The sequence below is a fragment of the Thiobacillus denitrificans genome (assembly GCF_001530125.1).
Lineage (GTDB): Bacteria > Pseudomonadota > Gammaproteobacteria > Burkholderiales > Thiobacillaceae > Thiobacillus > Thiobacillus denitrificans_C.
Map to the genome: position 1 here is coordinate 109,825 of NZ_LDUG01000025.1, position 26,053 is coordinate 135,877.

The 26,053-nt window shown below is 64.2% G+C and carries 28 protein-coding genes; 8 read left to right on the plus strand and 20 right to left on the minus strand.

Features of this window, described 5'->3' with window-relative positions; genetic code table 11:
• Window positions 1–3: 3 nt before the first annotated feature.
• From ABW22_RS10180 to ABW22_RS10190, 3 genes are read right to left on the minus strand one after another with little or no spacing between them, the layout of a single operon-like run.
• The gene (locus tag ABW22_RS10180) at window positions 4–417 is read right to left on the minus strand and encodes a hypothetical protein (RefSeq protein WP_059755839.1); all 414 of its coding nucleotides are present in this window, start codon (window positions 415–417) and stop codon (window positions 4–6) included.
• Window positions 414–1,370 carry a Nudix family hydrolase gene (locus ABW22_RS10185; RefSeq protein ID WP_059755842.1) on the minus strand — a complete coding sequence of 319 codons (957 nt, stop codon included), beginning with the start codon at window positions 1,368–1,370 and terminating at the stop codon, window positions 414–416. The genes ABW22_RS10180 and ABW22_RS10185 overlap by 4 nt, the downstream gene beginning before the upstream one ends.
• Window positions 1,367–2,203 (minus strand): ATP-binding protein, encoded by an 837-nt coding sequence (locus ABW22_RS10190; RefSeq protein WP_059755845.1) that lies wholly within the window; start codon window positions 2,201–2,203, stop codon window positions 1,367–1,369. The genes ABW22_RS10185 and ABW22_RS10190 overlap by 4 nt, the downstream gene beginning before the upstream one ends.
• A 146-nt stretch (window positions 2,204–2,349) precedes the next feature.
• Between ABW22_RS10190 and ABW22_RS10195 the strand changes: the two genes are divergently transcribed.
• A complete protein-coding gene (locus ABW22_RS10195; RefSeq protein ID WP_237763302.1) occupies window positions 2,350–2,661 on the plus strand; it encodes a hypothetical protein in 312 nt (103 codons plus the stop codon).
• A gap of 1 nt (window position 2,662) precedes the next feature.
• On the opposite strand, the gene argJ is transcribed toward ABW22_RS10195, so the two are convergent.
• The 9 genes from argJ to fdxA form a co-directional block, all read right to left on the minus strand.
• Window positions 2,663–3,904, minus strand: coding sequence for a bifunctional glutamate N-acetyltransferase/amino-acid acetyltransferase ArgJ (gene argJ / locus ABW22_RS10200; RefSeq protein ID WP_059755847.1), 1,242 nt, complete (start codon window positions 3,902–3,904; stop codon window positions 2,663–2,665).
• 65 nt (window positions 3,905–3,969) lie between these two features.
• Window positions 3,970–4,209, minus strand: a complete 240-nt coding sequence (locus tag ABW22_RS10205; RefSeq protein ID WP_059755850.1) for a hypothetical protein — start codon at window positions 4,207–4,209, stop codon at window positions 3,970–3,972.
• A 137-nt stretch (window positions 4,210–4,346) separates the two neighbouring features.
• Complete coding sequence (locus tag ABW22_RS10210; RefSeq protein WP_059755854.1) at window positions 4,347–4,685, minus strand: hypothetical protein; 339 nt, start codon at window positions 4,683–4,685, stop codon at window positions 4,347–4,349.
• A 63-nt stretch (window positions 4,686–4,748) separates the two neighbouring features.
• Complete coding sequence (locus tag ABW22_RS10215) at window positions 4,749–5,348, minus strand: DUF938 domain-containing protein (protein WP_059755858.1); 600 nt, start codon at window positions 5,346–5,348, stop codon at window positions 4,749–4,751.
• Window positions 5,345–8,653: a UvrD-helicase domain-containing protein gene (locus tag ABW22_RS10220; RefSeq protein ID WP_059755861.1), complete on the minus strand. Its 3,309-nt coding sequence runs from the start codon at window positions 8,651–8,653 to the stop codon at window positions 5,345–5,347. The genes ABW22_RS10215 and ABW22_RS10220 overlap by 4 nt, the downstream gene beginning before the upstream one ends.
• A gap of 20 nt (window positions 8,654–8,673) precedes the next feature.
• On the minus strand, window positions 8,674–9,063 hold the full coding sequence (locus tag ABW22_RS17300; protein ID WP_157648597.1) for a hypothetical protein: 390 nt from the start codon (window positions 9,061–9,063) through the stop codon (window positions 8,674–8,676).
• A complete protein-coding gene (gene dcm, locus ABW22_RS18340; protein WP_157648598.1) occupies window positions 9,063–11,150 on the minus strand; it encodes a DNA (cytosine-5-)-methyltransferase in 2,088 nt (695 codons plus the stop codon). Before dcm ends, ABW22_RS17300 begins: the two co-directional genes overlap by 1 nt.
• A 51-nt stretch (window positions 11,151–11,201) precedes the next feature.
• The gene (locus ABW22_RS10230; RefSeq protein WP_237763303.1) at window positions 11,202–13,946 is read right to left on the minus strand and encodes a PD-(D/E)XK nuclease family protein; all 2,745 of its coding nucleotides are present in this window, start codon (window positions 13,944–13,946) and stop codon (window positions 11,202–11,204) included.
• A gap of 5 nt (window positions 13,947–13,951) precedes the next feature.
• Window positions 13,952–14,275 (minus strand): ferredoxin FdxA, encoded by a 324-nt coding sequence (gene fdxA / locus ABW22_RS10235; protein WP_059755864.1) that lies wholly within the window; start codon window positions 14,273–14,275, stop codon window positions 13,952–13,954.
• Between the two features lie 158 nt (window positions 14,276–14,433).
• Here fdxA and trxA point away from each other — a divergent pair, with 158 nt between their 5' ends.
• From trxA to ABW22_RS10270, 7 genes are all read left to right on the plus strand, one after another.
• Complete coding sequence (gene trxA, locus ABW22_RS10240; protein WP_011310549.1) at window positions 14,434–14,760, plus strand: thioredoxin TrxA; 327 nt, start codon at window positions 14,434–14,436, stop codon at window positions 14,758–14,760.
• A gap of 166 nt (window positions 14,761–14,926) precedes the next feature.
• Window positions 14,927–16,186: a transcription termination factor Rho gene (gene rho / locus ABW22_RS10245; protein ID WP_059755866.1), complete on the plus strand. Its 1,260-nt coding sequence runs from the start codon at window positions 14,927–14,929 to the stop codon at window positions 16,184–16,186.
• A 63-nt stretch (window positions 16,187–16,249) separates the two neighbouring features.
• The gene (rpmE, locus tag ABW22_RS10250; protein ID WP_059755869.1) at window positions 16,250–16,468 is read left to right on the plus strand and encodes a 50S ribosomal protein L31; all 219 of its coding nucleotides are present in this window, start codon (window positions 16,250–16,252) and stop codon (window positions 16,466–16,468) included.
• A 112-nt stretch (window positions 16,469–16,580) separates the two neighbouring features.
• Window positions 16,581–18,032, plus strand: coding sequence for a M48 family metalloprotease (locus tag ABW22_RS10255; RefSeq protein WP_059756146.1), 1,452 nt, complete (start codon window positions 16,581–16,583; stop codon window positions 18,030–18,032).
• A 46-nt stretch (window positions 18,033–18,078) separates the two neighbouring features.
• Window positions 18,079–19,650, plus strand: coding sequence for an ArnT family glycosyltransferase (locus tag ABW22_RS10260; RefSeq protein WP_059755873.1), 1,572 nt, complete (start codon window positions 18,079–18,081; stop codon window positions 19,648–19,650).
• Window positions 19,631–20,221: a molybdenum cofactor guanylyltransferase MobA gene (gene mobA, locus ABW22_RS10265; RefSeq protein ID WP_082708697.1), complete on the plus strand. Its 591-nt coding sequence runs from the start codon at window positions 19,631–19,633 to the stop codon at window positions 20,219–20,221. Before ABW22_RS10260 ends, mobA begins: the two co-directional genes overlap by 20 nt.
• A gap of 99 nt (window positions 20,222–20,320) precedes the next feature.
• Window positions 20,321–21,391, plus strand: coding sequence for an MBL fold metallo-hydrolase (locus ABW22_RS10270; protein ID WP_082708699.1), 1,071 nt, complete (start codon window positions 20,321–20,323; stop codon window positions 21,389–21,391).
• A gap of 39 nt (window positions 21,392–21,430) precedes the next feature.
• On the opposite strand, the gene ABW22_RS10275 is transcribed toward ABW22_RS10270, so the two are convergent.
• From ABW22_RS10275 to ABW22_RS17850, 8 genes are all read right to left on the minus strand, one after another.
• Window positions 21,431–21,718: an encapsulin-associated ferritin-like protein gene (locus ABW22_RS10275; RefSeq protein ID WP_059755875.1), complete on the minus strand. Its 288-nt coding sequence runs from the start codon at window positions 21,716–21,718 to the stop codon at window positions 21,431–21,433.
• A 51-nt stretch (window positions 21,719–21,769) separates the two neighbouring features.
• The gene (locus tag ABW22_RS10280) at window positions 21,770–22,069 is read right to left on the minus strand and encodes a hypothetical protein (RefSeq protein WP_059755878.1); all 300 of its coding nucleotides are present in this window, start codon (window positions 22,067–22,069) and stop codon (window positions 21,770–21,772) included.
• A 108-nt stretch (window positions 22,070–22,177) separates the two neighbouring features.
• Entirely contained in the window at window positions 22,178–22,531 is a 354-nt protein-coding gene (locus tag ABW22_RS10285; protein WP_059755881.1) for an HPF/RaiA family ribosome-associated protein, read from the minus strand.
• A gap of 297 nt (window positions 22,532–22,828) precedes the next feature.
• Entirely contained in the window at window positions 22,829–23,578 is a 750-nt protein-coding gene (locus ABW22_RS10290; RefSeq protein ID WP_059755884.1) for an MBL fold metallo-hydrolase, read from the minus strand.
• Window positions 23,579–23,603: 25 nt separating this feature from the next.
• Window positions 23,604–24,128, minus strand: a complete 525-nt coding sequence (locus ABW22_RS10295) for a DNA-processing protein DprA (protein WP_059755886.1) — start codon at window positions 24,126–24,128, stop codon at window positions 23,604–23,606.
• Between the two features lie 362 nt (window positions 24,129–24,490).
• Window positions 24,491–24,718, minus strand: a complete 228-nt coding sequence (locus tag ABW22_RS10300) for a hypothetical protein (RefSeq protein WP_059755888.1) — start codon at window positions 24,716–24,718, stop codon at window positions 24,491–24,493.
• 26 nt (window positions 24,719–24,744) lie between these two features.
• Complete coding sequence (locus ABW22_RS10305) at window positions 24,745–25,713, minus strand: hypothetical protein (protein ID WP_059755891.1); 969 nt, start codon at window positions 25,711–25,713, stop codon at window positions 24,745–24,747.
• On the minus strand, window positions 25,697–26,053 hold a 357-nt coding region (locus tag ABW22_RS17850; protein ID WP_202813936.1), incomplete at its 5' end, for a helix-turn-helix domain-containing protein. The genes ABW22_RS10305 and ABW22_RS17850, both read right to left, overlap by 17 nt.

Consider the following 26,053-nt stretch of genomic DNA (forward strand, 5'->3'; position numbering starts at 1 on the left):
ATTTCACCGCGTACTGAAGGGAATCGCGTAGCGTGACCCGTCCAGTTCGAGATAGAGGATCCAGTCACGTCGTCCGCTGACGCAAACCGGCAGGGTCACCTTCGCGGCCCATGCGCCGTCCGCGGTCGGCCGCAGGTCGTAGCGGTTGAAGCCCATGTCCATGCCGACCATCTGGAATTTCGCGCTGATGCGGTTCGCGCCTGCTGCGAGAACGTTCAGTTCGAACGCCTCCAGCGCCGTCGGCCGCACTGAAAAGCGCACGCTTGCCGCCGCACCGCGATGGCTGAACGTGCAGCCGGCCAGCGGGTCGGCGCAATTCACCGCCATCGCGTCGGCCGGGCGCTTCAGCCAGTAGCCGGCCACCGCGATCGCCACCAGCGCGACCGCCAGCAACAGCGGTACCAGTATTCGCCTCATGTCCACGCCCCGCGCAACAGCGCCACCCCGTGCGCGCCGTGCGACTGCGCCAGCGCCACGTCGTCGCGTCCCAGCCCGCCGAGGCCGTAGACCGGAATCGGGCTGGCCGCGGCGAGTTCGGCAAAGCGGTCCCAGCCCAGGGTGGCGGCACCTGGATGGGTGAGTGTGGGCAACACCGGCGACAGCAGCGCGAAGTCGGCCCCGATGGCGGCGGCATGCGCCAGTTCAGCGTCGTCGTGGCACGACACCCCAACCAGAAAAGAATCGGGCTCGGCGCAATCAGGGCGGCGGGTCAGCCGCGCGGCGGCGGCCGAGTCCAGGTGCACGCCGTCGGCACCGGCCGCGCGCGCCAGTTCCACGCTGCCGTTGACCAGCACGCGCGCGCCATGCGGGCGGGCGCGGCGCACGGTTTCGCGTGCGAGCGGCAGGCGCGCCTCGTCGGGTAGCGTCTTGTCGCGCAGCTGGATCAGCCGCAGACCGTTGTGCAGGGCTATATCCAGCCGCGCCAGGAAGCTGTCCACGCCGAGCGACTCGGCGTGCGAAATCCCCAGCAGCGGCGGCAGCGACAGCGCCTTCAGAATGGGGAAATTGGCCGGCAGCAGCGGCGCCACTTCCACTGCGTCGGGCAGCTGCCAGGAAAACACCTGGCCCTCATGCGGGTGCGGCTCGCCCTGCCATTCGAACACGCGGAAGAAATTCAGCCGCACCGTGGCGTGCGGGTATTCGAATACCCGCGTGATCCAGCGGCAGACGCGGCTGACGACGATGCCCAGCTCTTCGTGCAGTTCGCGCGCCAGCGCGGCTTCCAGCGCCTCGCCCGGCTCCACCTTGCCGCCGGGAAATTCCCAGTAGCCGGCGTAGACCTTGCCCGGCGGGCGCTGTGCCAGCAGCACGCGGCCATCGGGTTGGGTGAGCACCGCGACGGCGACTTCGGTGATGGGTGTCGGATTCATTTTTTGCCCGCCCAGTCACGCGCGAACTGCCATGCTACCCGGCCGTTGCGCGCGCCGCGCCCCATCGACCATTGCAGCGCGGCGCGCTCGAAGGTCTCGTCGGCGGGGGCGTCCAGCGCCGTGGCCCAGTGCCGGGCGATGGCGAGATAGGTGTCCTGGTCCATGCCATGGAACGACACCCACAGCCCGAAGCGGTCGGACAGTGAGACCTTTTCCTCGGCCGCCTCGCCCGGTTGCACCTCGCCGCCGAGGTATTTCGTCTCCAGGTTTTCCGCCATGTATTCCGGCATCAGGTGGCGGCGGTTGCTGGTGGCGTAGATCAGCACGTTGTCGCCCGGCCCCGCCAGCGAGCCGTCGAGCGCGGCTTTCAGGCTGGCGTAGCCGGCTTCGTGCTCGGCGAAGCTGAGGTCGTCGATGAAGACGATGAAGCGGTAGTCGGCGTCCGCCAGCAGGTCAAACAGGTCCGGCAGACTTGGCAATCCGGCCTTGTCGACCTCGATCAGGCGCAGCCCGCGCGCAGCGTATTTCGCGTGCACCGCCTTCACCAGCGAGGATTTGCCGCAGCCGCGTGCGCCGGTGAGCAGCACGTTGTTGGCGGGGCGACCGGCGACGAACTGGCGCGTGTTGGCGTCCACCCGCAGCTTTTGCTCGTCGATGGCGAGCAGGTCGCGCAAGGCCACCCGCTGCGGATGCAGGATGGGTTTCAGCCCGCCTGCCTGCGCCGACCAGCGCGCCGCGCGCACGGCCTTCCAGTCCGGCACGGCGGGGGGCGGCGCTTCGAGGCGGTCAAGCAGGCGCTCGATGCGGGGCAGGAGGGAGTCGAGATCGGTCATGTGCGGATTCTAGCCGCTGGCTTGAGAGAAATTCAGGTTTCTGCCAGGCAGGGCTTGGCAACGCGCCCCGAAATTTGCCTATTCTTTTGTCATTCAGGCGCATGGGGCATCTGGCGACAAACCAAGGAGGGCATATGAACGCAATCATGAAATTCGTGGGCGCACTGCTCGCCGGAACGGATATCCGCCACGGCCGCTACCTGATCCAGATTGCCGGCTGCAATGACTGCCATACCGCGGGCCACATGCAGAATGACGGCCAGGTGCCCGAAGCCGAGTGGCTGACCGGCGACGCGATCGGCTGGCAGGGGCCGTGGGGCACGACCTACGCCGCCAACCTGCGCCTGCTGTTTCAGCAAATCGACGAGAAAACCTGGCTGGCCTACGTGCCGCCGGGCGAGAAGGTGGCGACGCCGTATTTCGACTTCACGCCGAAAAACCTGCCACCGGGCCAGTAGCTCAGGTGCGGTATTCGGCGTTGATCTTGACGTAGTCGTAGGAGAAATCGCAGGTCCACACCGTGGCGTTGACTGGGCCGCGGTTGAGCACCACGCGCACGGTGATCTCGGCTTCATGCATCACCGCTGCACCCTGCGCCTCGCTGTAGCTCGCCGCGCGGCCGCCCTTTTCCGCCACCAGCACGTCGCCCAGGTACACCTGCAGGGTGTCGACGTCGAGGTCCATCACCCCCGCATAGCCGATCGCCGCGAGGATGCGGCCGAGGTTGGGGTCGCTGGCGAAAAATGCGGTCTTGACCAGCGGCGAACGCGCGATGGCGTAGGCGATCTGCTTGCACTCGGCGTGGTCGCGGCCGCCTTCGACCGCCACGGTGATGAACTTGGTCGCGCCCTCGCCGTCGCGCGCCATCGCCTGCGCCAGCTCGATGGCCACCTCGCTCAATGCGGCTTTCAGCGCGGCGTAGTCTGCGCTGGCGTCGTCGTCGATTTCATTATTGCCGGCCTGGCCGGTGGCGACGAGGATGAAGCTGTCATTGGTGGAGGTGTCGCCGTCGACGGTGACGCAGTTGAACGAGACGTCGGCCACGTCCTTCACCAGCTGCTGCATCAGGCCGGGCGCAATCGCCGCGTCGGTCGCCACATAGCCCAGCATGGTCGCCATGTTGGGGTGGATCATGCCGGAGCCTTTGGCGATGCCGGTCACCGTCACCGTCCTGCCGCCCACCTGCGCCTGGCGGCTGGCGCCCTTGGCGACGATGTCGGTGGTCATGATCGCGTGCGCGGCGTCCGACCAGTGATCGGGCGCGAGATCGGCCTGCGCTGCAGGTAATACAGGCAGGATTTTGTCGACCGGCAACGGCTCCAGTATCACGCCGGTGGAGAACGGTAGCACGGCCTCGGTCGCACATCCCATCAGCCTCGCCACCGCCTCGCAGGTCTGGCGCGCGCGGCGCAAACCTTCTTCGCCGGTGCCGGCGTTGGCGTTGCCGGTGTTGATTACCAGCGCGCGAATATCGCCGCCACGCTGAACCATCTGGTCGAGATGCTGTTTGCAGACCGTCACCGGCGCGGCGCAGAAGCGGTTTTGCGTGAACACGCCGGCCACGCGGCTCCCGGCTGCGAGCTCGATCAGCGTGATATCGCGGCGCCCGGGTTTCTTGATGCCGGCCGAAGTGATGCCCAGGCGCACGCCGGCAATGGGCAGCAGGGACGCGGGGTCGGGGGCGGTGAGCTTGACGGGCATGGCGGTTTCGCAGAACGGGAAACCATCATTTTATGCCGGCTTGACGGTAAATAGCGGGCGCGGACTTATTGCGTGCGCCCCAATAACCAGTTCATCACGCGGCGGAATTCGGGTCGCCACGGCCACACCGGATCAAGCTCGATGGAGCGCGCGAGCGAGGCCAGCGAAATCAGCGCGAAAACAAAAAACAGCAGTTGCGAGACGAGTTGGCGCGGCGTGAGTATGCCTAAGGGCGTGTCGAGAAAGCCGGGAATGTAAAACAGGCTGGCAAAGGCCGCAAAAAGAAAAGCCGGGCCGAGGTACATGGCGTTTCCCTACACTCAGGTTGTTTGAGCCTGGGTCAACGCAAGCCTTGTGCCAGATCAATAAACGGGTGCGAATTCAAGGCGCTATGCCCGACACTTGGGCGGCTGCGCGCGCTCACTGTAAAGTAATTCGACAGCTATTTGCCTTCCGGCGCGGCAGCGAGCTTGCGCAGGATCTCGTGCGACAGCGAATAAAACTGCGGCGTGGGACCGAGATCCTCGTAGATGGGATCGCCGTAGTCGTCTTCGGCAATGACGCGATTGCCGGGGATATAGGGCATGGCCACCTCCAGTTCGTCGAGGGCGGCACGGACCAGGTCGGCCATCAGCTGGGAAGCGCTGCGGCCGGGGTACATCACGTTCAGCGCTTCAACGCGAGCAGCGTCGCGCAGCGGCAAATGGACGGTATAGACGCGTACGTCCGTGCGTGTCTGTCCTTCCTGGCTCCAGCGATGGATCAGTTCGGCGATGCGCATGAGCTTTCCTTTGCCCCACAATGTCTTGTTTATAGCAAAGCCACCCGCAAGGGAAAGCGGGATTCAGTCGATACGGCGCCAAATCAGCGTGCGATTATTGGCGGGCATGGCGATATCCTGCTGCAGCACCAGGCCGTGGACGCGCGCCAGCGCGTCCACGGCCTCGAAGTCGCGTACCCCGGAGGCCGGGTCGCGCGCCTTCAGCCAGGCGTCGAAACGGGCATTGCTCTCCGAGGTGAACGCACCGTTGATGTTGAACGGCCCGTACACCGCCAGCACGCCGCCCGCCTCGAGCACCGCGTCGACGCCGGCAAAAAAATGCTCGACCTCGGGCCAGCTCATGATGTGCAGGGTGTTGGCCGAAAATACCGCGTCGTAGCGGCCGCCGTGCCAGGCCGTGTCGTTGGCGTCGAGCGCCAGCGGCGGCCGCACGTTGGGCAGCGCGGCGTCATCGAGCCAGGCCCGGATGCCGGCATGGTGCGGCGGCACGTCGGCGGTCTGCCAGACGAGATGCGGCAGTTCGGCGCCGAAATACACCGCATGCTGGCCGGTGCCGCTGCCGATTTCCAGCACATGGCGGCGGTCGGCAAACCACTCGCGCAGCACGGCCAGGATCGGTGCGCGATTTTGCACGCAGGATTCGGAAAAGGGTTTATCGATCATTTTTGGGCTTCCATCGGAATCAGTCGGCCGTCGACCAGCAGCAGCGCGGCGTGCACCGGCTTGCCGGGATACAGCTCTGCAAGCAGCGTCTGGTATCCCGCCAGCTGTGGCTGATGGCGCTCGACCAGCTGCGCGTCGGGGAGGGGACGGCTGTCGCCGCCGGTTTTATAGTCGATCAGCCATACCGCATCGTCGAATTCCACCACGCGGTCGAGCCGCTGCAGGCAGCCGTCGGCATCCAGCAGCGCCCATTCGTTGTGGGCGCATTGATACTGCGCCGGGTCGAAAAAACGCGATAGATGCGGTTGCGCCAGCAGCGCGTGGGCCGCGGCCTCGATGGATTCCAGTTCGGCCTCCAGTCCCAGGCGTGCCGCCAGGCCCGGCAGATCGCGCGGTGCCCCGGGCGGCGCATGGGTTTCCAGGCACGCATGGAACAGCTCGCCGCTCGCCGCCGCCGGATTCGCGGCCGGTGGGGCGACTCGCTGCCCCACCGCCGGGGCGTCGATCCGGATCGGCACGGCTGTCATGCCGGCTGCCTCGGCAGCTGCGGGCGGCAGGTCGGCCGGCAGGCCCAGGTTTTGCCAGGCCGCATCGACGCGCGCCAGCCAGGCGTTCTTGCTGGCGTCGCCGCTCACGATCAGCCCCTGCGCGGCGCGGGTCAGTGCCACATACAAGAGGTTGTCAGATTCGCGCTGCGCCAGCTCGGCCTCTTCCGTGAACCAGCTTTCCCGAGCCGTCCCCTGATCTTCCTGCTTGCCGAACAGCGAAAAGTGCACGGGCCGGGGGGCTTCGGGCGGCCACGGCGCCAGCACCGCGTAGCTGTCGCCGCGCGTGTGGTCGCTGCCGCCGAGCAGCCAGACGATCGGCGCTTCCAGCCCCTTGGCGCCGTGGATCGTCAACAGGCGCACCGCGTTTTCGCCGTCGGCCGCCAGCCCCTCGCCGGGCGCGGCGTCGGCATCGTTGATCAGGCTGGCCAGCTCACGGACGAAACCGGCCAGCGTGGGGTAGCGTCCTGCGTCCTGCGTCAGCGCCAGTTGCATGAAGGCGCGCAGGTTGGCCGCCACCTGCGGCCGCATCGCCTCGGGTACGGCAGCGGCGTAGCGCGCCTCGAGGTCGCCCTCGAAGTAAATGCGGTCGAGCAGGTCATGCACCGGCAGGGTGCCGCAGTGGGCGCGCCAGCGGGTGAGCAGGCGCGCGGCGCGCACCAGCGTCGGCGCTTGGTCCGGCTGCCCGGCCAGCGCAACCAGCCGCTCCCAGCCGCGCGTGGCGTCGGAGGGGTCGGGTGCGAACACCTGCAGCAGGTCGGCGTCGCTGCAGCCGAAGACCGGGCACTTCAGCACGTGCGCCAGCTTCAGGTCGGCGTGCGGCAGCAGCAGGGTTTCGATCAGCGCAATCACGTCCTGCGCCTCCAGCGCATGCAGCAGGCCGCCGCGACGCGAGGTGATGAAGGGGATGCGCGCGGCTTCCAGTTCGCGCTCGTAGAGGTGCAGGTGGGTGCGTTTCCGCACCAGCGCCATAACGTCGCCGGGGCGCGCTGCGCGCGGCATTTTGCTGCCGTCGTCCATCACCCCCCAGTGCCCCAGTACCTCGTCGCGCAATACCCGGGCAAACTGTCGCGCTTCCTCGTGCACGGCGCGGTCGTCGGCTTCCGGCTGCGGCGTGGTGAGCGGGTTGCGCAGGCCGCCGGCTGCCATGGCTCCTGTTTTTTCCACCTGCACCGGCAGGCAGCGCAGCGCGCCTGGGCGCTTGTCGTTTTCCGGCGCGTGCGTGTGTTCGGCAAAGCCCGCAACGCCGGCGAACACCGGGTTGATCGCCTTGACCAGCGCCGGCGCCAGCCGCCGTGTCATGTCGGTGCTGAAACGCGGCGCGTCAAAATGCGTGTGCAAAAAATCCGCTGCCGCGCTGAAAACTCGCGCTTCGCCGCGGCGGAAGCGGTAGATCGCCTGCTTGGGGTCGCCTACCATAAACACCGTCATCGCGCTGTCGGCGCCGCGCGCCTCAAGCAGCCAGGTCGACAGCGCCTGCCACTGCAACGGGTTGGTGTCCTGGAATTCGTCGAGTAAAAGATGCCGATAACGCGCGTCCAGCTTCAGCGCCAGCGCCGGCGCGTGTTCTTCGCTGGCGAGCAGGCGGCAGGCCTGCCATTCGGCGTCGGCAAAATCGATCACCCCCTGCTGCGCCTTGGCGTCCTGATAAGCCGCGATCAGCGCGTGGCCGAGCAGCAGGCCGTGGCGGTTAAGCGCCCAGATGCGCTGGTCGGTCTGGATTGCGGCGATGGTTTCGAGCGCGGTTTCCAGCGTGTCGAGATCGCGCAGGTAGGGATCAAGTTCGGCGCCGAGCGTCTTTTCCAGTTCCTTGGTCGCCTGCTTCTTGCGCCGCTTGCCCGCTGTCATCAGGTATCTCATTAGTGAGATATGCGCCTCGTCGGGCGGCAGGCTTAGGCTGCGCTGGATTTCGGGCGCGCGATCCCGCTCACTCTTGCCGCCTTTTTCCAGCGTAAAGCCCACCCGCTTTACCCGCGCCGTCATCGTTTCGTCGGCCCAGAACGCCGCCACCGGATCGCTGACGAGGTCTTCGACCAGGCCGGGCCGCAGTTGCGCCAGCGCAAACGCCACCGGATCGGGCTGGCCATCGGTGTACGCCCACCATTCCGCCCGCGCCTGCACAAAATGCGTCAGCAGCGCGTGCAAACTGTGTTCGCCAAGCTCGGTGAGGAGTGCCAGCAAAGCCGCGCCTTCGGCTGATTCAGGTTTTGCAGCACCCGCAGGGGGTACGCCGGCGGGTACCCCGCTGCTGCGCAGCGACCCTTCCGCAGCCCATAAGGCCAACAGCCGGTCGCGCACCTCGTGCTGCAATTGTTTTTCGCGTTCCAGCAGCGGCGCACCCCACGGCAGCCCCGCTTCCAGCGGCGCCCGTTTCAGCAGATCGAGAAACCAGCCGTGGAAGGTCGTTACCGTCGGCCCCGGCTGCGCCGTCAGCACCGTTTCCAGCAACCCGCGCGCGCGCGGCAACAGCGCATCGATCTCGGCATCCGGCACCGCGCGCTCGCGCAAAAACGCGCGCACCGTCGCGTCGTCCGCCAGCGCCAGCACCCGCAGCCATTCATGCAGGCGGTCGGTCATCTCCTGCGCCGCCTTGCGCGTGAACGTGATCGCCAGCAACTCCGACGGCGCCGCCCCGGCCAGCAACAGCCGGATCATGCGCGATACCAACAACCAGGTCTTGCCGCTGCCGGCGCAGGCTTCCACGACCGCTGAGCGAGCGGGGGAAAGAGCGGCGGGGGTGTCGAGTGGGAGGGGCTGCATGGGAAATAATGTCTGTTGCTTTAGTCCCACCAGTACGGATCACTATGGGGGGATAGTGTTATATCCCATTTGTTCTTTGCTTCTAGAAAAGCGCCCACCAATTTTGTCACGTCTCCCCATGGGGTCAAATTGCTAATTTCTTCACGTGTCGCAGGGCGCACCAATAAAAACTCATGGTAGGCATGGTCATCATCTGTGGGACCGTCTGAATATACGTAAAGCTCTTCATATAGCGCGGGAACCCCAACTTGTTCAGCCACAAAGGAGCACTCATCCACAAGACATCGCACCAATTTTTTCACTACTGTCTGTGGAAAAGCCCCAGTCAATAAAATGCTTCCCCACGCCTTGAAATTTGCGGCGTCTCTGTATTGATACTCAAAAACAGTGAAGTGGCGCTTACTGGTCATTAGCGCCGTGTCTTTGCGTCAACGAATATCTCTGTCCGGTGTCGTTCTAAGAATCCGAGGGCAGGGGAAAATCGTTCGGGCAGATCAATGGGTTTTCCCTCTATCGCCAGTAAAGTGGCGTGCATGAACGGCTCTTTCTTGCGCTTGAGTTCATCCGATACGGCGATGCAAAAATTCTCGTCCAAGGTGATTAACCCGCTGTCGAAAGCTTTGTCGTGTAGTGCCGATAGACATAACCCATTGCTTGGGTTCAAACGATTGGCCTTGTCCTTGCTCCACGGCACGATGTGACTGGCAATCAATAGCCGTGACTCCGTAAGCCCTGACATACAGCACCGGCCACGATAGCTGGCTAGGATGGTTCGGCGAAAGAAGTTTTGTTTGATTCGCTGTTCAGTTAAAACCTGTCGAGTTTCTCCGGTGAAATCAGTTAGGTCAAAAGCCTCATCCGCATCAGGCATCTTGGTGGGTTCGTCGAGACCTTCACGGAGTTGCTTCATTAAAATCGAGCATTCCAATGCTAGACCTTCCCAATCCGCGTGAAACTCTTCCCAGACATCTCGATCCAGTAAGGATGCATTGCCCAAGCCGCTACGTCCTGTGCTAGTAATGGCGGGGTCAAGGCTGGCAATGTTGAGCATTTTCATTGCCACTGCATCGGCAGTGCGGCCAATGATTTTGGCCAACGCAATGATTTCCTTGTTTCTTCCGTCAATCTTTCCAAATGGAATCTGGCAATACAAATGAAAAGCCAGCTTTACCTGTTCTTTCGTCCAGCGACTTGAACTCATGATGTTTTTCGGCAGTGCGGCAATTACAGCCGCAGCGGCCTTCGCCTCAGCTTTGACCAATGGAGCCATGAGTTTAGCGACAGATTCGATCATCGGAACAACCGCCGCATCCGCGAGCAACTGATAAGCCCGCGTATCCGACACCGGAATCGTGAACGTATCCGGGAAGCCCATCAACCGTGCGCACTCCCTTGGTGTTAAGCGGCGCGGGTTTTTGCTTTCGCCCTGATAGACCAGAATCTCCGAGCCATCCTTGTAATAGCGGGCGGACAGGGTACGGGTCACGCTGTCGGGGGTGACGAGGCCGAAGCCGAAGCCGTTGCCTTTCAGGCGATGTTTTTCGGCGTAGTTTTGCAGGTAGCGCCAGAGATTGTCGGTGAGGGTGTATTTATCCTGCACCTTGTTTTGAGCGTGGTCGAAGAAGCGGTCTTCATCCCAAGGCAGGCGCGGCTCGGTGCCGTCGGTGCGGTGCAAAATTTCTTTCAGCGTGTGCTGTCCCTTGGGCGGCATGGGCAATGCGTCAAAGTCGAACGCGGCGGGTTCACGAAAGCCGACGATGAGAATGCGCTCGCGGTGTTGTGGGACGAAGTGTGCGCCGTCGATAACGCGGGTGTGGATGTGGTAACCGAGTTCTTCGCTGAGGGTGCGTTTGATGACGGCGAAGGTACGGCCTTTGTCATGCGAGGTCAGGTTTTTGACGTTTTCCAGCAGGAAGGCGCGCGGGCGCTTTTCCGCAATGACTCGGGCGACATCGAAAAACAGCGTGCCCTGCGTTTCGCAGGCAAAGCCATGGGCTTTGCCTAATGCGTTCTTTTTTGACACGCCGGCGATGGAAAATGGCTGGCATGGGAAACCTGCCAGCAGAACGTCGTGGTCGGGAATGCTGGCGGCCTGAACCTGTGTGATGTCGCCGTTGATGGCGTGACCGTCGCGAAAATTCTCAGTGTAGGTTTTCTGAGCGTAGCTGTCCCATTCGCTGGTGAAGACGCAGCGCCCTCCAATGGTTTCGAATGCGCGACGGATGCCGCCGATCCCGGCAAACAGGTCGATGAAGCTGAACGCGGCCTCACCCTCAAACGGCGGATCGAGCGGCAGAAGTTGTTGCAGGGCGTGGACAACGTAGGCGGGTGGCACGGACTGGCGGGCTTCCCAACGCCGGATTGTGCGGGCATCTACCTTCAGGTGCCGAGCGATTTTGGTCTGTGAATGGTGTTCGCGGGCGGCTTTCAGATAGGCCAGAACGGCATCGTCGCCGCCTGTGGTGAGCACAGTGGTAATGGGGATCGGGGCGGACACGGGCTTTCCTCTGGGTATTTTTGCGGACAATACGCCCTGTTTTTGTATTTTTCAAGCATGAGGGTCGTCGTCCCACACCCATTCGTCGGTATCTTCGTCAATCGGTATCGAGTCCAGCAGACCTTCATCTGGTTCGCTCCACATCCCCTTGCGGCACAGCCCGCGCGCTTCGCAGTACTGGCAGACGGCATCGACGCCATTCGCCCGGAGCGCCGCACCGGCGGCGATAGCCCCGAGCAGTTCCGGCAGGCGGCGGCTGATGGCGTCGACGTCGGTTTCGCCATCCAGTTCAAGCAGCGCGACGGGAGTTTCGTTGATCGGCAGGTAGGCGGCGGCGGCTTCGCTCAGCCAGGCGTAAAACGGCAACTGGATGGCTTCGGCGGGATCCTTGAGTTTTTTCCTGAGGCTGATCGCGGCGCCGGTTTTGTAGTCGATGACGGTGCGGGCCTCGCCGCCGTCCTGATCTATGCGACCGTCAACGCGATCGACCCGGCCATGCAGGGTGATGTCGCCGAGACCGGGGACGCTGAACGGCATTTCGTACGCGGCTTCGCCGGATTGATAGCGCCAGCCCTGGGCGACCCAGTCCAGCCAGGCGTCGATGTAGGCGGGCTGGATTTTTTCCCAGCGGGTGCGCCAGGCGGTGGCGGTGTAGGCGGGCAGCGCGGCGAACTCGGCATTGGACAGTTCACCCAAACGGGTTAGCGCAGTTTCCCGCTCGGGCGGCGGGGTGCTGTCGTGAAAGCTTTTGAGGATGCGGTGCAGGGCGTTGCCGTAATCGCTCTTGTCGAGCGCGTCGTCGGCTTCATCCAGCTCCTGGATGCCAAGCACGCTTTTGACGAAAAACCGGTAGGGGCAGTCGAGCAGGGTCTGGTAGGCAGTGGGCGAATAGCGGCGCGGGAGTTGCGCGGCGGACACGGTCGGCGCGGGTTGCGTACTGGCGCCGGGCAGCGGGCTGGCCAATGTGGGCGGCGTGCCGCTGGCTTGTTCGGGCAGGGCGGTACCCCACGCGGCCTGGTGCAGGGCCTGCAGCCGCAGCACCAGCGGCGAGGCGGGGTTGGGCTCGTCGTTGTTCCACGCCTGCCAGCTCAAGAGTGCAGGCCCCTGGATCAGCAACTGCATCAGGTCGGCAGTGGCGGCCTCGGCGTCTTCGGTGGCAGTAGGCAGGCCGAGCTGCGCGCGGGTGGCCTGGGAAAACAGGCCGGGCGCGGCGCGCGCGGGCAGGTGACGGGCATCGGCGCCGATCACCGCGACGGCGTCGAACAGGCGCCCGCGCGCGGCGGGCAGCGAGGTCAGCACGATGGGGCTGGCGACGCTGGCGTCGATGAAGCTGGCCGACTCCAGCGCCAGATTGAGCCAGCGCCGCCATTCGCCGAAGCCGTATTTTTCAGTGTCGTCTGCCAGGTCGCGGCGCAGGGTGTCGAGCGTGTCGAGCACGCTGGCGCCGGCGGCGTCGGCGTCAAGCGCTGTGTCGAGCCGGGCGAGGCTGTCGGCGAGGCGTGCGAGCCAGACCACGAGCGGCGCGCGGCGCTGTTCAAACCCCTGGCGGGCGTCGAACAGCGCGGCCAGCCAGGGCGGCAGCGCGGCGAATTCGCGCTGCGCCAGCCGCTGCAGATCGGCCATGCCCTGCGAAACCCCGTGCCGGCGCAGCGCCAGCTCGAAAGCGAGCACCTGGTCCTGGCGCGCGGCGAGCTCGCCCAGCACGAACGGCGACTTCAGGAGGTCGAGCAGTTCGACGTGCGGGAAATCGCTCGCCACGCATTCCAGCCAGCGGTCGATGACCGCGGCGGCGGCTGTGGTCGAAAGCGTCCAGCCGGTTTCGTCGGCCACCAGCACGTCCATGCGTTCGAGCAGCGCGCGCACCCGGCGCGCGGTTTCGCGGTCGAGCGCGATCAGGGCGAGCTCGCGCCTGCCGGCGTGCAGTTGTTCGGCCACCCAGGTGGCGACGGCGCGCGCTTCGGCTTCCAGATGCGGCGCGGGCGCGAGCGTGATACGGGCCTGCAGCGGCGAGGTGGGGATGCGCCGGGCGAGGGCGGCAGCGCGGTCGCGCAGCGGCGGATCGGTCAGCTGCCAGGCCTGATGCAGGGTCAGGGCAACGGCGTTTTCGGTGTCCGGCTCGAACAGCGTGAGCGGGGCGGCCTCGGCGCAGCGGGTGAGAAACTGCTGCTCGACGGCGGTCAGCGTGCCCAGCGCGTAGCCATAGATGGGCTGCGGGGTGGCCTGGATAAGCGCAAGCAACACATCCAGCGCGCGCGCATAGCGCGCCTGCGGGTCGTGGCCATCGTTGTTGAGCGCCAGCCACACGGCCTCGATCAGGGCCGTTTCATGGTCGAGGCTGCCGGCGTGCAGCGCGCGAATGCGCGAGCCGATTTCGCCGCCCAGCCGCGCGGCCGACAACTCGTCGGCCAACTGCAGCAGTTCGCCGGCGAGCACCCAGCGGTCGACCGCGCCCAGCCAGTCGACGTGCCGCAGCACGCCGTGCAGGCGCGCCAGCCGCCGTGCCTGCGGCTCGGCGTGGCCGTCGGCCATGCTGTCGGCCCAGGCTTTCAGCGGGGTGATGCGTGGCGAAATCAGCACCCGCAAGGGGTACGCCGCCAGACGCTCGCCCTGCGGGCGGTCTTGCCGCAGCACCGCGCGCCGGGCCTGCTGCGCCAGCGCGCGGGCAAAATCCTGCCCGGCACGATGGTTGGGGACGAGCACGGTCAGCCCGGACAGGTCGGGCAGGCGGTCGGCGTGTTGATCGAGCAGGTGGCGAGCGACGGCATGCGGCAGCGCACCGCCGCCAGAGATTTCCAAGCGGCTCAGCGCTCCAGATATTTCAGCTTGTCCTTGACGCCGGCCCATTCGTCGGCGTCGGGCAGCGCATCCTTGCTCTCGATGATGACCTTCCACTGCTTGGCGAGCTCGGCGTTGAGCGCGATGTAGGCGCGCTGGTCGTCCGGTACGTCGTCTTCGGCAAAGATGGCCTCGACCGGGCATTCGGCCACGCACAGGGTGCAGTCGATGCACTCCTCGGGGTCGATGACGAGGAAGTTGGGCCCCTCGTGGAAGCAGTCCACCGGACAGACATCGACACAATCGGTATATTTGCACTTTATGCAGGCGTCAGCTACAACGTAGGTCATTCGTATTTACCCAGATGATTTGAGAAATGCCCGGATGCTTGCAGGCGGCAATTTTGATGTAGCATATCGGCACAAAACCAAATTTTCCAGTATTACCGCCTTCCCAAACCATCCAGGCCGTGTCCGGCCAACCGCATATTCAAATAGGAGCCTCACCAATGAGCGAACATGTTCATTACATATCCGACGATTCGTTCGAACAGGAAGTCCTGCAGGCCGGTGTGCCGGTGCTGGTGGATTACTGGGCGGACTGGTGCGGCCCCTGCAAGATGATTTCGCCGATCCTCGACGAAGTCGCCAAGGAATACGCCGGCAAGCTCAAGGTGTGCAAGCTCAACATCGATGAAAACCAGGCCACCCCGCCGAAGTTCGGCATCCGTGGCATCCCCACTCTGATGATTTTCAAGAACGGCAACGTCGAGGCCACCAAGGTCGGCGCCTTGTCCAAGTCGCAACTCACCGCTTTCGTCGACAGCAACATCTAAACAAAGCCTTACCGGATGGCGCATCCCTGCGCCGCCTGCGCGCAGCACCCGCAGGGAGTACGCCGCCAGACACTCGCCCTGCAGGCGGTCTTGGCGCAGCGCCATCCGGCTTCACCCCCTCCCCCACCTCCCGGCTCTTTCAAGCGAGCCTACTCAGGCCCCGTCCATGTACCTTTCCGAACTCAAGCAAAAACCGATCACCGAACTTCTTGAACTTGCCGCCACCAACGGCATCGACAACGCCAACCGCTTCCGCAAGCAGGAACTGATCTTCGCCATCCTGAAAGCGGTGGCCAAGCGCGGCGAGAGCATCTACGGAGACGGCGTGCTGGAAGTGCTGCCGGATGGCTTCGGTTTCTTGCGTTCGCCGGAAGCCTCGTACCTGGCCAACACCGACGACATCTACGTGTCGCCGTCGCAGATCCGCCGTTTCAACCTGCACACTGGCGACAAGATCGAAGGCGAGATCCGCACCCCCAAGGACGGCGAGCGCTATTCGGCGATGACCAAACTCGACAAGATCAACGACGAGCCGCCCGAGGCCAGCAAGAACAAGATCCTGTTCGAGAACCTCACGCCGCTGCATCCCGACGAGCCGCTCAAGCTGGAACGCGACGTCAAGGCCGAGGAAAACATCACCAGCCGCGTGATCGACATCGTCGCCCCGATCGGCAAAGGCCAGCGCGGCCTCTTGGTGGCGCCGCCCAAAACCGGCAAGACGGTGATGCTGCAGCACATCGCCCACGCCATCACCTCCAACCATCCTGATGTCGTGCTGTTCGTGCTGCTGATCGACGAGCGCCCGGAAGAAGTGACCGAAATGAGCCGCACCGTGCGCGGCGAAGTCATCGCCTCCACCTTCGACGAACCTGCCAGCCGCCACGTGCAGGTGGCGGAAATGGTGATCGATCGGGCCAAGCGCCTGGTCGAGCACAAGAAGGACGTGGTGATCCTGCTCGATTCGATCACCCGTCTGGCGCGCGCCTACAACGCCGTGCAGCCCGCCTCCGGCAAGGTGCTCACCGGCGGCGTCGACGCCAACGCGCTGCAGAAGCCGAAGCGCTTCTTCGGCGCCGCGCGCAACATCGAGGAAGGCGGCAGCCTCACCATCATCGCCACCGCGCTGGTCGATACCGGCAGCCGCATGGACGACGTGATCTATGAGGAATTCAAGGGCACCGGCAACCTCGAAATCCACCTCGACCGCAAGATGGCCGAGAAGCGCCAGTACCCCGCGATCAACGTCAACCGTTCCGGCACCCGCCGCGAAGAACTGCTGCTGCCGCCCGACATCCTGCAGAAGGTGTGGGTGCTGCGCAAGCTGCTGTACCCGATGGACGACATGGAGGCGATGGAGTTTTTGCTCGACAAGATCCGTGCGACGAAAAACAACAGCGAGTTCTTCGACTCGATGCGGCGGGGTTGATCGGAGCGCGTGTCTCCGCTATACTCCCGCGTTCTCCGAATTCAACTTATTTAAGGAATTGCCATGAAAGCCGGCATTCACCCCGATTACAACGAAGTGACCGTGACCTGCTCCTGCAGCAACACCTTCAAAACCCGTTCCACGCTGGGCAAGGACGCCCTGCATGTGGAAGTCTGCTCTGCCTGCCATCCGTTCTATACCGGCAAGCAAAAGATCGTCGACACCGCCGGGCGCGTCGAGAAATTCCGTCAGCGCTACGGCATTAAATCAACCGCGGCATGAAGTAAGCCGGTTTGCGCGATGCATGTAAAAAGCGGCTATGGCCGCTTTTTGTATTTTTGCGGCGCGGCAACGGTATCATTTCGTGCGCCGCCTTCTCGAGGAAGAGACTGACGTGACCCTCCGCGCTTTTCGTCGTATTGCCATCATTGCCTTCGGTTCGCTGGCGCTGACCCACTGCGCGCAGAATCCGGTCACCGGCGACAAGGACTTCGTGCTGATGTCGGCGCAGCAGGAAATCCAGATGGGCGCGCAGGCGCACCAGGCGGTGCTGAAGGAATACGCGGCGCTGGCCAACCCGGCGCTGCAGGCCTACGTGAACGAAGTCGGCCAGCGGCTGGCGCAGCAAAGCCACCGGCCGAGCCTGCCATGGCATTTCACCGTGGTCGACAGCCCGGATGTGAACGCCTTTGCCTTGCCCGGCGGCTATGTCTACATCACGCGCGGCCTCATGGCGTACCTGAATTCCGAGGCCGAACTGGCGGGTGTGGTCGGCCACGAAATCGGCCACGTCACCGCGCGCCACGGCGTGCGTCAGCAAAGCGCGTCCACCGCGGTGGGGCTGGGCGCGGTGCTGGGATCGATTCTGGTTCCGGGGATGGGCAATCAGGCGGGCGCGTCGCTGCTGCAAACGCTGGCGCAGGCCTGGACCGCGGGCTACGGCCGCGAGCATGAACTGGAGTCCGACCGCCTCGGCGCCGAATATCTGGCGAAGAGCGGCTACCCCCCGCAGGCGATGATCGACGTCATCGGCGCGCTGAAAAACCAGGAGTTGTTCGCCGCCGAACAGGCCAGGCGCGACGGTCGCCAGCCGCGCACGTATCACGGCACGTTCGATACCCACCCCAGCAACGACGCGCGCCTCAAACAGGTGGTGGGCGCGGCGAACCAATTCACCGTCGCCAATCCCCGCGAGGGCCGCAGCGACTACCTGCAGAAGATGGCGGGCGTGGTCTTTGGCGACAGCCCCGACCAGGGCCTGATCCGCAACAACATGCTGCTGCACGAAAAACTCGGCCTGGCGATCCAGTTCCCGTCGAGCTGGCGGGTGCAGAACCGCCCTGACCGGGTGATGGCGATGAGCCCCCAGGGCGATGCGCTGGTCGAACTGCAGCAGGGACCGAAAAACAACAAGCCGCTGGATACCCTGCAAAAGGGGATCCAGCTGGATGCCGGCGCGCGCTACGATAGCGGCAAGCTCAGCGGCTATCCAGCGGCATTCGCAGCCGGCGCGCAGCAGGGCAAGCCGGTGGTGGTGGCGGCCGTGGTGTTCAACGGCACCCAGTACCTGATTGCGGGCATGGCCAAGGACAAGCCGGCCTACGAGCGCGAACGCAGCACCCTGCGCGCTGCGATCAACAGCTTCCGTGCGATCACCCCGGCCGAACGGCAGGCTGCACGGCCTTACGTGTTGAAACTGGTCACGGCGCAGCCCGGCATGACGATGGCAAATCTGGCGCGGCAGTCGCCGCTGGGGGCCGATGCCGAAAGCCAGCTGCGCTTGCTGAACGCCCTTTACCCGAGTGGTGAGCCCAAACCGGGCCAGCGCCTCAAAATTGTTCAGTAAGCGCCTGCCCTCCCTTTCGCAGCACCCGCAAGGAGTACGCCGGTGGGTGCCCCGCTGCTGCGCAGCGACCCTTCCGCAGCTCGGACTGCTGCTGCTCTGCGCGGCCTGGCTGTTGCCGGGTCTGGTGGGGCACGCGCCATGGAAGGGCGGCGACGGTGAGCACTTCGTCCAGTTGTGGCGGCTGCTGCAAGGCGACGTTGCGCCGCAGGCCGTGTCTGCCACGCCGCCCCTGTATTACTGGGTAGCGACCGCGACCGCCTGGCTCACTTCGCCCATCCTGGCCTTGCACGATGGTGCGCGGCTGGCCTCGGGTGTGTTCATCGCGCTGGCGCTGTTTTTTGTTGCACGCACCGCGCGCGCGCTGTATGGCGCAGAAGCCGGCTGGGCGGCGGCGTTGACGCTGCTGGGCTGTGTGGGCTTGCTGGTGCGTGGCCACGAGCTCAATGCCTATATCGCGCAGTTCGCCGCTGCCGCGATCATGCTGTATGGCCTGGCCCGCTTGCCGCAGAACGCCCGCAGCGGCTGGGTGCTGGGTATTGGGGCAACGCTCATGCTGCTTGCCGGCGGCGCGGCGGAAGCAGCGTTGATCCTGGTGCTGGCGGGATTGTTGCCGTTGTTGCTTGAAGATTATCGTTCTGCGGCGGCGCGGCGCGCGCTGCTGTTGGGGGTGGGCCTCGCGCTTGCCGCAAGCGCGGCATGGCTGGCTTATCTCGCCACGCAGGCGATCCCGTTTGTGCGCGCGCTCAACCTGCAGCGCTGGCTGGGTGGCGATGGCCTTCGCCCAACTTACTACCCCGGCATTCTGGCTTGGTACGCCTGGCCGGCGTGGCCGCTGGCGGCCTGGGGGCTGTATCGCAGCCGGCGCCAGTGGCGTACGCCCGGCATGGTGCTGCCGCTCGGCGCGCTGGTCGGCCTGCTCGGCTTGTACGCGCTGGCTGCCCACCCCGGCGAGGAGCAAGGCCTCATTCTGTTGCTGCCGCTGGCCTTGCTGGGCGCTCCTGGCCTGTTCAGCCTGCGGCGCGGCGCGGCCAGCGCCCTGCTGTGGTTTGCGCTGATGCTGTTCGGTTTTATCGGGCTGGTGTTCTGGGTCTACTGGAGTGCGCATGATCTTGGCAGTCCGGCGCGATTGGCGGCGCGGCTGACCAAGCTGGGCATGACCGGCGTCGGCGAATTGCGTCCGTGGGCATTGGCGCTCGGCCTCGCTGTCACCCTCGCCTGGATCGTGTTCCTGGCTCGTGTCGGCCGCTCGCCGCTGCGTCCCATCCTGGTGTGGACGGCGAGCATGACTTTCATCTGGGCTCTGCTGATGGCGCTGTTTCAGGCGCCGCTCGACCGCCGTCTGAGTTATACCAGTGTTGGCGAGGAACTGGCGGCGCGGGTGCCGCCCGCCGACTGCCTCCAGACTTATCGGGTGCGCAGCCAGCAGCGCCTGCTGCTGACCTATCACAGCGGCCGCCAGTTTGCGCCCGCTGACCCCGGCTGCAGCTGGCTGCTGGTGGAAACCCGCCGCCGCGAAGATGCGCCGCGCATCCCGCCCGGCTGGGTCAAGCAGTGGGAAGGCGCGCGTCCCGGCGACCGCTCGGACCGTTTCCACCTCTATGCCCGGCCGCGGCAGTAAATTAGAGTCGGTGCGCGTCGCCGCCGTCATCCTGGCGGGCGGCCAGGGCCGCCGCATGGGCGGCGCCGACAAGGGGCTGATCGAGTATCAGGGGCGTCCGCTGATCGAATGGGCGCTTGCCGCCCTCGCCCCGCAGATCGACGAACTCGTGATCAGCGCCAACCGCAATTTCGATACGTACGCGGCGTACGGCCACCGCGTGCTGCCCGACACCCTGCCCGACTTTCCCGGCCCGCTGGCGGGCGTGCTGGCGGCGATGCAGGCGGTGGCGGCGGACTGGCTGCAGGTCGCCCCCTGCGACACCCCGCATCTGCCAGCCGACCTGGTGGCGCGTTTGCTGGCGGCGGCGCAGCGCGCCAATGTGCCGTTGGCTGTGGCGGCGGACGCGGCGCGCGTGCACCACAGCTGCTTCATCGTGCGCACCGACCAGCGCGACAATCTGGCCGGGTATCTGGCGCGCGGCGCGCGTGCGGTGCGTCACTGGCAGGCGGGATTGCCTTCAACGACAGAGTGCTTCGAGGCGGCCTGTTTTGCCAATTTCAATCAGCCACAGGATTTGCGGGCGGGTTAAGGCCCAGGGCGAGGTTTTCCTGGAGCGGGTAAACTCGTGCTCTCACGCCGTCGCGTGTCAGACATGAAATCGCCGCTTAAAAAACCAGGAGGACACGCCATGAAAATCGCAATCCAGTCCGTGCTTATCAAACTGCAACGGAAGGACGGTTTGTCACCATGCGCTGATTCACGCTGGCTGGTGCTGGCCTGCGCGTTGCTGTTCGGCATGGCGGCGTCGGCTGCGACGCCGGTGGAGACGCCTTACGCTGCCGTCAGCCTGCCCTTCGCCCTGCATCAGGTGCCGGGTGCCCCCGTTTATTACATCGAAGGGCTGTCAGGCGTTCCCGATTCGGTGAACGAGGGCCACACCTCGAATGCCGGCTTCGTTGTGACGGAGGCGGGGGTGGTGGTGTTTGACACCCTCGGCACGCCGGCGCTGGGCTACCGCATGCTGCAGCGCATCCGCGAGGTGACGGACAAGCCCGTCAAGTGCATCGTGGTCAGCCACTACCATGCCGACCACATCTACGGCCTGCAGGCCTTCAAGGAGCATGGTGGCGCGCCGACCGTGCTGGCCCAGCGCGGCACTCTCGGCTACGCGGGGGGCACGGCGGACAGCCAGGGCGAGGATGCCGCGCGGCGGCTCGAGCAGCGCCGCCAGGCGCTGTTCCCCTGGGTGGACGAGAAGACCTTCATCGTGGCCCCGGACCAGGTTTTCGACCAGGAAATGCGCTTTGAGTTGGGCGGCGTCCAGTTCGAAATCAGGCATCTCGGGCCGGCCCATGCCCCCGGCGATTCCATCATGCTGGTCAAGAACTACGGGGTGCTGTTCGGTGGCGACGTGCTGTACGGCGGCCGCGTTCCCTTTCTCGACAGCCCCGAAACCGATATCGAGCGGTGGCTGGCGGGCCTGGATTACATCGCCGGCCTGAAAGACGAGGTGCGCTACATCATCCCCGGCCATGGCACGATGTCGGAGGACGCCGGGCAGGTGGTGGAGGCAACCCGTGATTACATCCTGTACGTGCGCGAGGCGATGGGCCGGGCGGTCAGGGACTTCGTTCCCTTCGACGAGGCCTACCGCAACACCGACTGGTCACGCTACGAAAAGCTGCCCGCCTTCGACGGCAGCAACCGCGGCAACGCCTACCGCATTTATCTGGACGAGGAAGCCCGCTCCCTGAAGTAGCCGGCGGGTGCGGACGTCAGTTCCGTACCCTGCCCCGAATCAGTCGTGGGCGATTTTCTTGTCGGTGAACAGGTAGTCCCGCAACTCCTTGTCGAACCGCGGGTCATGCCGGCGGATCCACTCCATCACCATAGCGGCATGCTCTTTCTCCTCGTCGCGATTGTGCTTGAGGATCGCGCGCAACTCCGGATCCTTGCAGGCGTCCACCCGCTGGTTGTACCAGTCCACCGCTTCGAGTTCTTCCATCAGCGAGACGATCGCCCGGTGCATGTCGCGGGTCTCCGCGCTGAGTTCTTCGATCGGTTCGTGATAACCCTCGTTTGACATGTTTTGCTCCCTGTGTTGCGGCAAGAATGTGTCCGGCGTGAAGCGACCTGATTATTTGAATCGGGCGGTGGCGGAACGCACTGCTTCGCTGACCGACTCCCACGCCAGTTCGACGCCGGCCTTGAGGTCATGCCAGGCGCCCTCGCTTGCGGATTCGACCTCGTTCAGCTTGCTGCGGGCGTGATCGCGCTTGCTGCGCAGGGCCTCGAGCTGCTTGTGGTATTCGGCGTGGGCTTCCACTTCAGCCTGGTCGGCAGCCTGGTTGGCCTTTGCCGACAGTGCATCAATCTCGGCATTCCATTGATCGAGCTTGGCGTGCATCGTGCGAACAAATTCATCTTTTGTGCTCATGTCATTCTCCTTTTTACTGCGGGACACAACCCAAGCGTAGCGGGTCAGGCCAGGCCTGGCTCGGCCCGAGGCCCGGAACGGACGGTGTGTTCGCCAGGCCGATTCGATTTATGACTCGTCGTCGCTGCTCGGGATCGGCGGAGTGCGCTTGTGCTCCCCCAGTTTGCCGAGCGTGCTGTCGAGCGAGCGCTTCAGTTTCTGGGCGGCGCCGTCGATGGCCTGGTGCAGCGTATTGGCCTGATCGGTAACCGCGACTGGCTGGCGGCCGGCCACGCGTGCTTCCATCAGGCAGCGCTTGTCGTTTTCGCCAACCTTCTGACCGTTGACGTCGCTGAGGTGGATTTCCACCCGGGTGACCTCGTCGCTGAAGCGGCCGAGCACACGCTGTACCACCTCTTCGGCATGGCGGCCGAGGGCTTCGCGGCCGTCTACGCTTTCATCTGTATTGAACTGTATTTGCATGGAATTCTTCCTGAAAATATTTGTGGGGGAGATGCGCGCCGGCCGTATTCAAGGTGCCCGGTAGGGAATGAATCAGCACAATCGCCCGGCTGTGTTTTTACGCATGGCGTACGTGCAGTATGGCACGGGCCGGCACGGCAGCACTGCCCGTAACGGGTGACGGGTTCGATGTGGCCGGGGCGGGCAAGTTCAATCAGCTTGCTGGCGCTGCACGCAATCACCCGTGACGGCGCCATACCCAATTCACCCCGCCCTGCCGGCGCCATACCCCCTCAGCCTTGGCGGCGTCATACCCAATCAGCCTTGACGGCTCTGGGCAATCTGCGCGCAATACTGCTGCAGGTGTTCCGGCACGCCGGCCGGACAGGCGCCGCATTCGCGGTTACCGGGCACGGCGTAGTCGATGAACTTGGGATAGGCAAGATTGAGGCCGTTCATCAGCGCGACGAAATCCTCCAGCGTGCGCTCGCCGCCCAATCTGGGATTGCGTGCCTTTTCCTGGCCGATGGTGCTGATGCGGCGCTGCTCGTAGTCGTGCGCCGGATAGACCAGGGTGTCGTCGTCGTAGGCGAACAGCTTGCCGCGCACCGAGTGGTAGAGCGCGGCCGGGTCGCCGCTCTGGAAATCGGTGCGGCCGCAGGCCTCGATCAGGAGCGCGTCACCGGTGTAGAGCCGGCCCGCGTGGGCATAGGCGAAGTGGTTGTCGGTATGGCCGGGGGTGTGGATCGGTACCAGTTCGATCGAGCCCATTTTGAACGGCACGCCGTCGACGATGCCGACGTCGGTGCACGGCAGCTGGTCGAGCGCGGGGCCGGCGATCCTGCTGCCGGCGATTTCCTTCAGCTTTTTCGCCGACGTGATGTGGTCGGCGTGGATGTGGGTCTCGATCGTGAACGCGAGCTTGAGGCCGAGTGTGTTGACCGCGGCGAGATCGCGCGCCCAGGTCGGCAGCACCGGGTCGATCAAGAGCGCCTGGCCGGTGGCCTCGCAGCCGAGGAGATAGGTGTAGGTGCTGGAAACGGGTTCGAACAACTGCTTGAAAATCATGAATGCGGGCTCCTGGTGTCAGGTTTCAAATTGTCGGCGCAAGGTAATCCACAAGCTGCCCCGCATGTTGCCGGCTTGCCAGCAACTGCGCCAGATCGCCACCCGGCTGGGCGTGGGCGACGACCAAGGTATCGGACAAGTGTGCAAGGCTTTCGTTGCGCTGTGCGGCTAATGTTCGGGTGAGCCGCTGGCTGGTGGCGAATGGGCTCACCACCGCCATCCGTCCTTCGGCAATCGCCGTTTTCCAGTCGGGCTTGAGGCTGGCACCCGCCACAGGTCGCGCCAGCACTGCCACCACCGGGCTTTTCGCCTGCAACAACAGAAGCAGAACGGATTGCTCCAGCGGCGAGTGAAAACCGCCGATCACCACGCGGCGGGCTTTGGCCTGATCAAGTGCCCAATCCATCGCTATCAGGATGGCCGCGCCCGGACACTGGCGGGAGGCGAAAAATGCGGTCAGGGGCGGGTCGAGCAGATGCTGCGCGCCCAGCCCGCTCCAGCGGCGTTGCGCGCGCTCGACAGTCCAAATCGTCTGCCCGGATAATGACATCTAGCCTAAACCTTTGGCACAGCACGTTTTTTTGATTTCTCCGGCGTTATTATCCCAGCGCAGGGAAAATGAACACGCCTTGCCAACACGAGTAAACGCTGCCTCGCAGGAGCCAGGCCAACGGTTGCTTTGTGCCCATCGTTCAAAGCGTAACGTCAGAATACGGGCAGGCGCCCCCTCCTCCAGATGCCACGAAGATAATAACGAAGGCAGCATCTTATTGATTTGTATGGGATATCAAACAGACTCGGGTTTGTTATCCAGCCCTTCGGATAATAAATCCTGCTGTGCCGCCTTCATGTAGGCCATATTGCGTTTGGCCCGATCCGGCAGGGCACAAGCAAACCTTGATCACGCCAGACTTAAAGCATCTTCGAGGCTTTAAGTGTGTCCACCCTGGCAATACGGCACAGGTCGCCGTTGGCGATGGAGCCGTGCCGGTCAATCCAGGCGCTCACCTCGTCCCAAGCGCTGGGACGTTCCAGGTTCAACAGCGTGACGGTCACGCTTTCTACAGCGGTATCGGTATTCTGACGGTATTGCGGCGGGTAAAGCTGGGCGGCGGCCATTTCCGCGAACATCATCTTCACGCCCTCGCCATCGTCGATATTGGGCGCTACAGAATTTGCTGAACCGGCTGAGACAGCCAGTGAGATGGGGCGTCAGTGGTATCGAAGCCAGTCAACGTATAGGTCAACTTAGGAGAACGGTTACGAACCGTAAGCTCGCGTTCTTTGAGCGTTGCTTTGACGTGCGCCTTGTAGGCGTTGGTTCCCTCGCGTTCCATGCGCTCCAGCGTTTCCCGGTTGATCGTGCCCCGAATGACCTCGCCGCCATCATGCGGAGCCAATTCAAACTGCCCGGAATAGCCCAGCCAGCCGATGATCTGGCCGTCAATTTGGCGGGTACGCTCAACGACAGCCAAGCCCTCTACACGCTCGCGCGCTCTGGATACAGCCGCCTGATCAAGTTCGAAATCCCGCTCGCCTTCCACCAGTCGCAGGCTTGCGCCTTCGCTGTCCAGTAGTTTGAAGAAAGCTTGAAGCGCACCGATTTGCCGGTCATCCAGCCCCGCCGCCGCCCGGTTGAACTGCGCCTCGTCGGAAGCGCACATCCCGGAAAGCGTCGCTGCAACCTCGTCCACCACAGCCTTGAGTGCAGTGTCGTCATGCGCGTCGATTTCCGATTCCGGCACTTGCAGCACGAAGCCGAACGAACCCCGCACCACATCGGTCACCAGCGGTTGGGTATCGCCACTGAACGGCACCCGGCCTTTCGATGCCAAGGGCCCCTGTTCGTGCGCGGCAAAGCGCTGGCTGACAATTTTTTGGAATTGCTCAATCGCCTGGCTACTGAAGGTGGCCTTGATTCCTTGCGAGCCAAACACCGGGCGACCGCCAAAAAATAACGCCGCTCCCGCAGGCGCGCTCGCAATGCGATCCGCCAGATCAGCTTGCAGTCGCTGCACCCTTTGGGCATATTGAAAATGCTCGATCGCGTCGTCCTCGGGCGAGCATTGCGCGAGCAGCGCCTGCACCTGCGCTAGGTCCGCCTGTAAAAATTGCCGTTCAAGTTGTGGCAGCATCGTCAGCCTCCTGCATCCATGTTAGCCAATATTTCGCGTGCCGCGTCGTCGTCCGATTGCAGCGGAATTTGCAGCATCCCCTTCCACACTTGATCGCCGCGTCGATGCGAAAACAGGCCATACCAATAACGCACATCCTGCACCAACTTCTCGGGCTGTTCTCAGCAGCACGGATGCGAGACTGTGAGCGCGCATGGGCTTGTTTGGGACGATAGCCGCGCGCTCCCCGGTTGCGCGTCATCTCCCGGCTGATGGTCGATTTATGGCGCTCCATCAATCGGGCAATCTCGCTTTTGTCATGTCCCGCTTTGGCAAGGATGGCAATCTGATACCGTTCGTC

What these genes read in the sequence shown, in the direction of transcription:
- ABW22_RS10180 (WP_059755839.1), bottom strand. Translation starts at nt 417, where the DNA reads ATGAGGCGAATACTGGTACCGCTGTTGCTGGCGGTCGCGCTGGTGGCG.
- ABW22_RS10185 (WP_059755842.1), bottom strand. Translation starts at nt 1,370, where the DNA reads ATGAATCCGACACCCATCACCGAAGTCGCCGTCGCGGTGCTCACCCAA.
- ABW22_RS10190 (WP_059755845.1), bottom strand. Translation starts at nt 2,203, where the DNA reads ATGACCGATCTCGACTCCCTCCTGCCCCGCATCGAGCGCCTGCTTGAC.
- ABW22_RS10195 (WP_237763302.1), top strand. Translation starts at nt 2,350, where the DNA reads ATGAAATTCGTGGGCGCACTGCTCGCCGGAACGGATATCCGCCACGGC.
- argJ (WP_059755847.1), bottom strand. Translation starts at nt 3,904, where the DNA reads ATGCCCGTCAAGCTCACCGCCCCCGACCCCGCGTCCCTGCTGCCCATT.
- ABW22_RS10205 (WP_059755850.1), bottom strand. Translation starts at nt 4,209, where the DNA reads ATGTACCTCGGCCCGGCTTTTCTTTTTGCGGCCTTTGCCAGCCTGTTT.
- ABW22_RS10210 (WP_059755854.1), bottom strand. Translation starts at nt 4,685, where the DNA reads ATGCGCATCGCCGAACTGATCCATCGCTGGAGCCAGGAAGGACAGACA.
- ABW22_RS10215 (WP_059755858.1), bottom strand. Translation starts at nt 5,348, where the DNA reads ATGATCGATAAACCCTTTTCCGAATCCTGCGTGCAAAATCGCGCACCG.
- ABW22_RS10220 (WP_059755861.1), bottom strand. Translation starts at nt 8,653, where the DNA reads ATGCAGCCCCTCCCACTCGACACCCCCGCCGCTCTTTCCCCCGCTCGC.
- ABW22_RS17300 (WP_157648597.1), bottom strand. Translation starts at nt 9,063, where the DNA reads ATGACCAGTAAGCGCCACTTCACTGTTTTTGAGTATCAATACAGAGAC.
- fdxA (WP_059755864.1), bottom strand. Translation starts at nt 14,275, where the DNA reads ATGACCTACGTTGTAGCTGACGCCTGCATAAAGTGCAAATATACCGAT.
- trxA (WP_011310549.1), top strand. Translation starts at nt 14,434, where the DNA reads ATGAGCGAACATGTTCATTACATATCCGACGATTCGTTCGAACAGGAA.
- rho (WP_059755866.1), top strand. Translation starts at nt 14,927, where the DNA reads ATGTACCTTTCCGAACTCAAGCAAAAACCGATCACCGAACTTCTTGAA.
- rpmE (WP_059755869.1), top strand. Translation starts at nt 16,250, where the DNA reads ATGAAAGCCGGCATTCACCCCGATTACAACGAAGTGACCGTGACCTGC.
- mobA (WP_082708697.1), top strand. Translation starts at nt 19,631, where the DNA reads ATGCCCGGCCGCGGCAGTAAATTAGAGTCGGTGCGCGTCGCCGCCGTC.
- ABW22_RS10270 (WP_082708699.1), top strand. Translation starts at nt 20,321, where the DNA reads ATGAAAATCGCAATCCAGTCCGTGCTTATCAAACTGCAACGGAAGGAC.
- ABW22_RS10275 (WP_059755875.1), bottom strand. Translation starts at nt 21,718, where the DNA reads ATGTCAAACGAGGGTTATCACGAACCGATCGAAGAACTCAGCGCGGAG.
- ABW22_RS10280 (WP_059755878.1), bottom strand. Translation starts at nt 22,069, where the DNA reads ATGAGCACAAAAGATGAATTTGTTCGCACGATGCACGCCAAGCTCGAT.
- ABW22_RS10285 (WP_059755881.1), bottom strand. Translation starts at nt 22,531, where the DNA reads ATGCAAATACAGTTCAATACAGATGAAAGCGTAGACGGCCGCGAAGCC.
- ABW22_RS10290 (WP_059755884.1), bottom strand. Translation starts at nt 23,578, where the DNA reads ATGATTTTCAAGCAGTTGTTCGAACCCGTTTCCAGCACCTACACCTAT.
- ABW22_RS10295 (WP_059755886.1), bottom strand. Translation starts at nt 24,128, where the DNA reads ATGTCATTATCCGGGCAGACGATTTGGACTGTCGAGCGCGCGCAACGC.
- ABW22_RS10305 (WP_059755891.1), bottom strand. Translation starts at nt 25,713, where the DNA reads ATGCTGCCACAACTTGAACGGCAATTTTTACAGGCGGACCTAGCGCAG.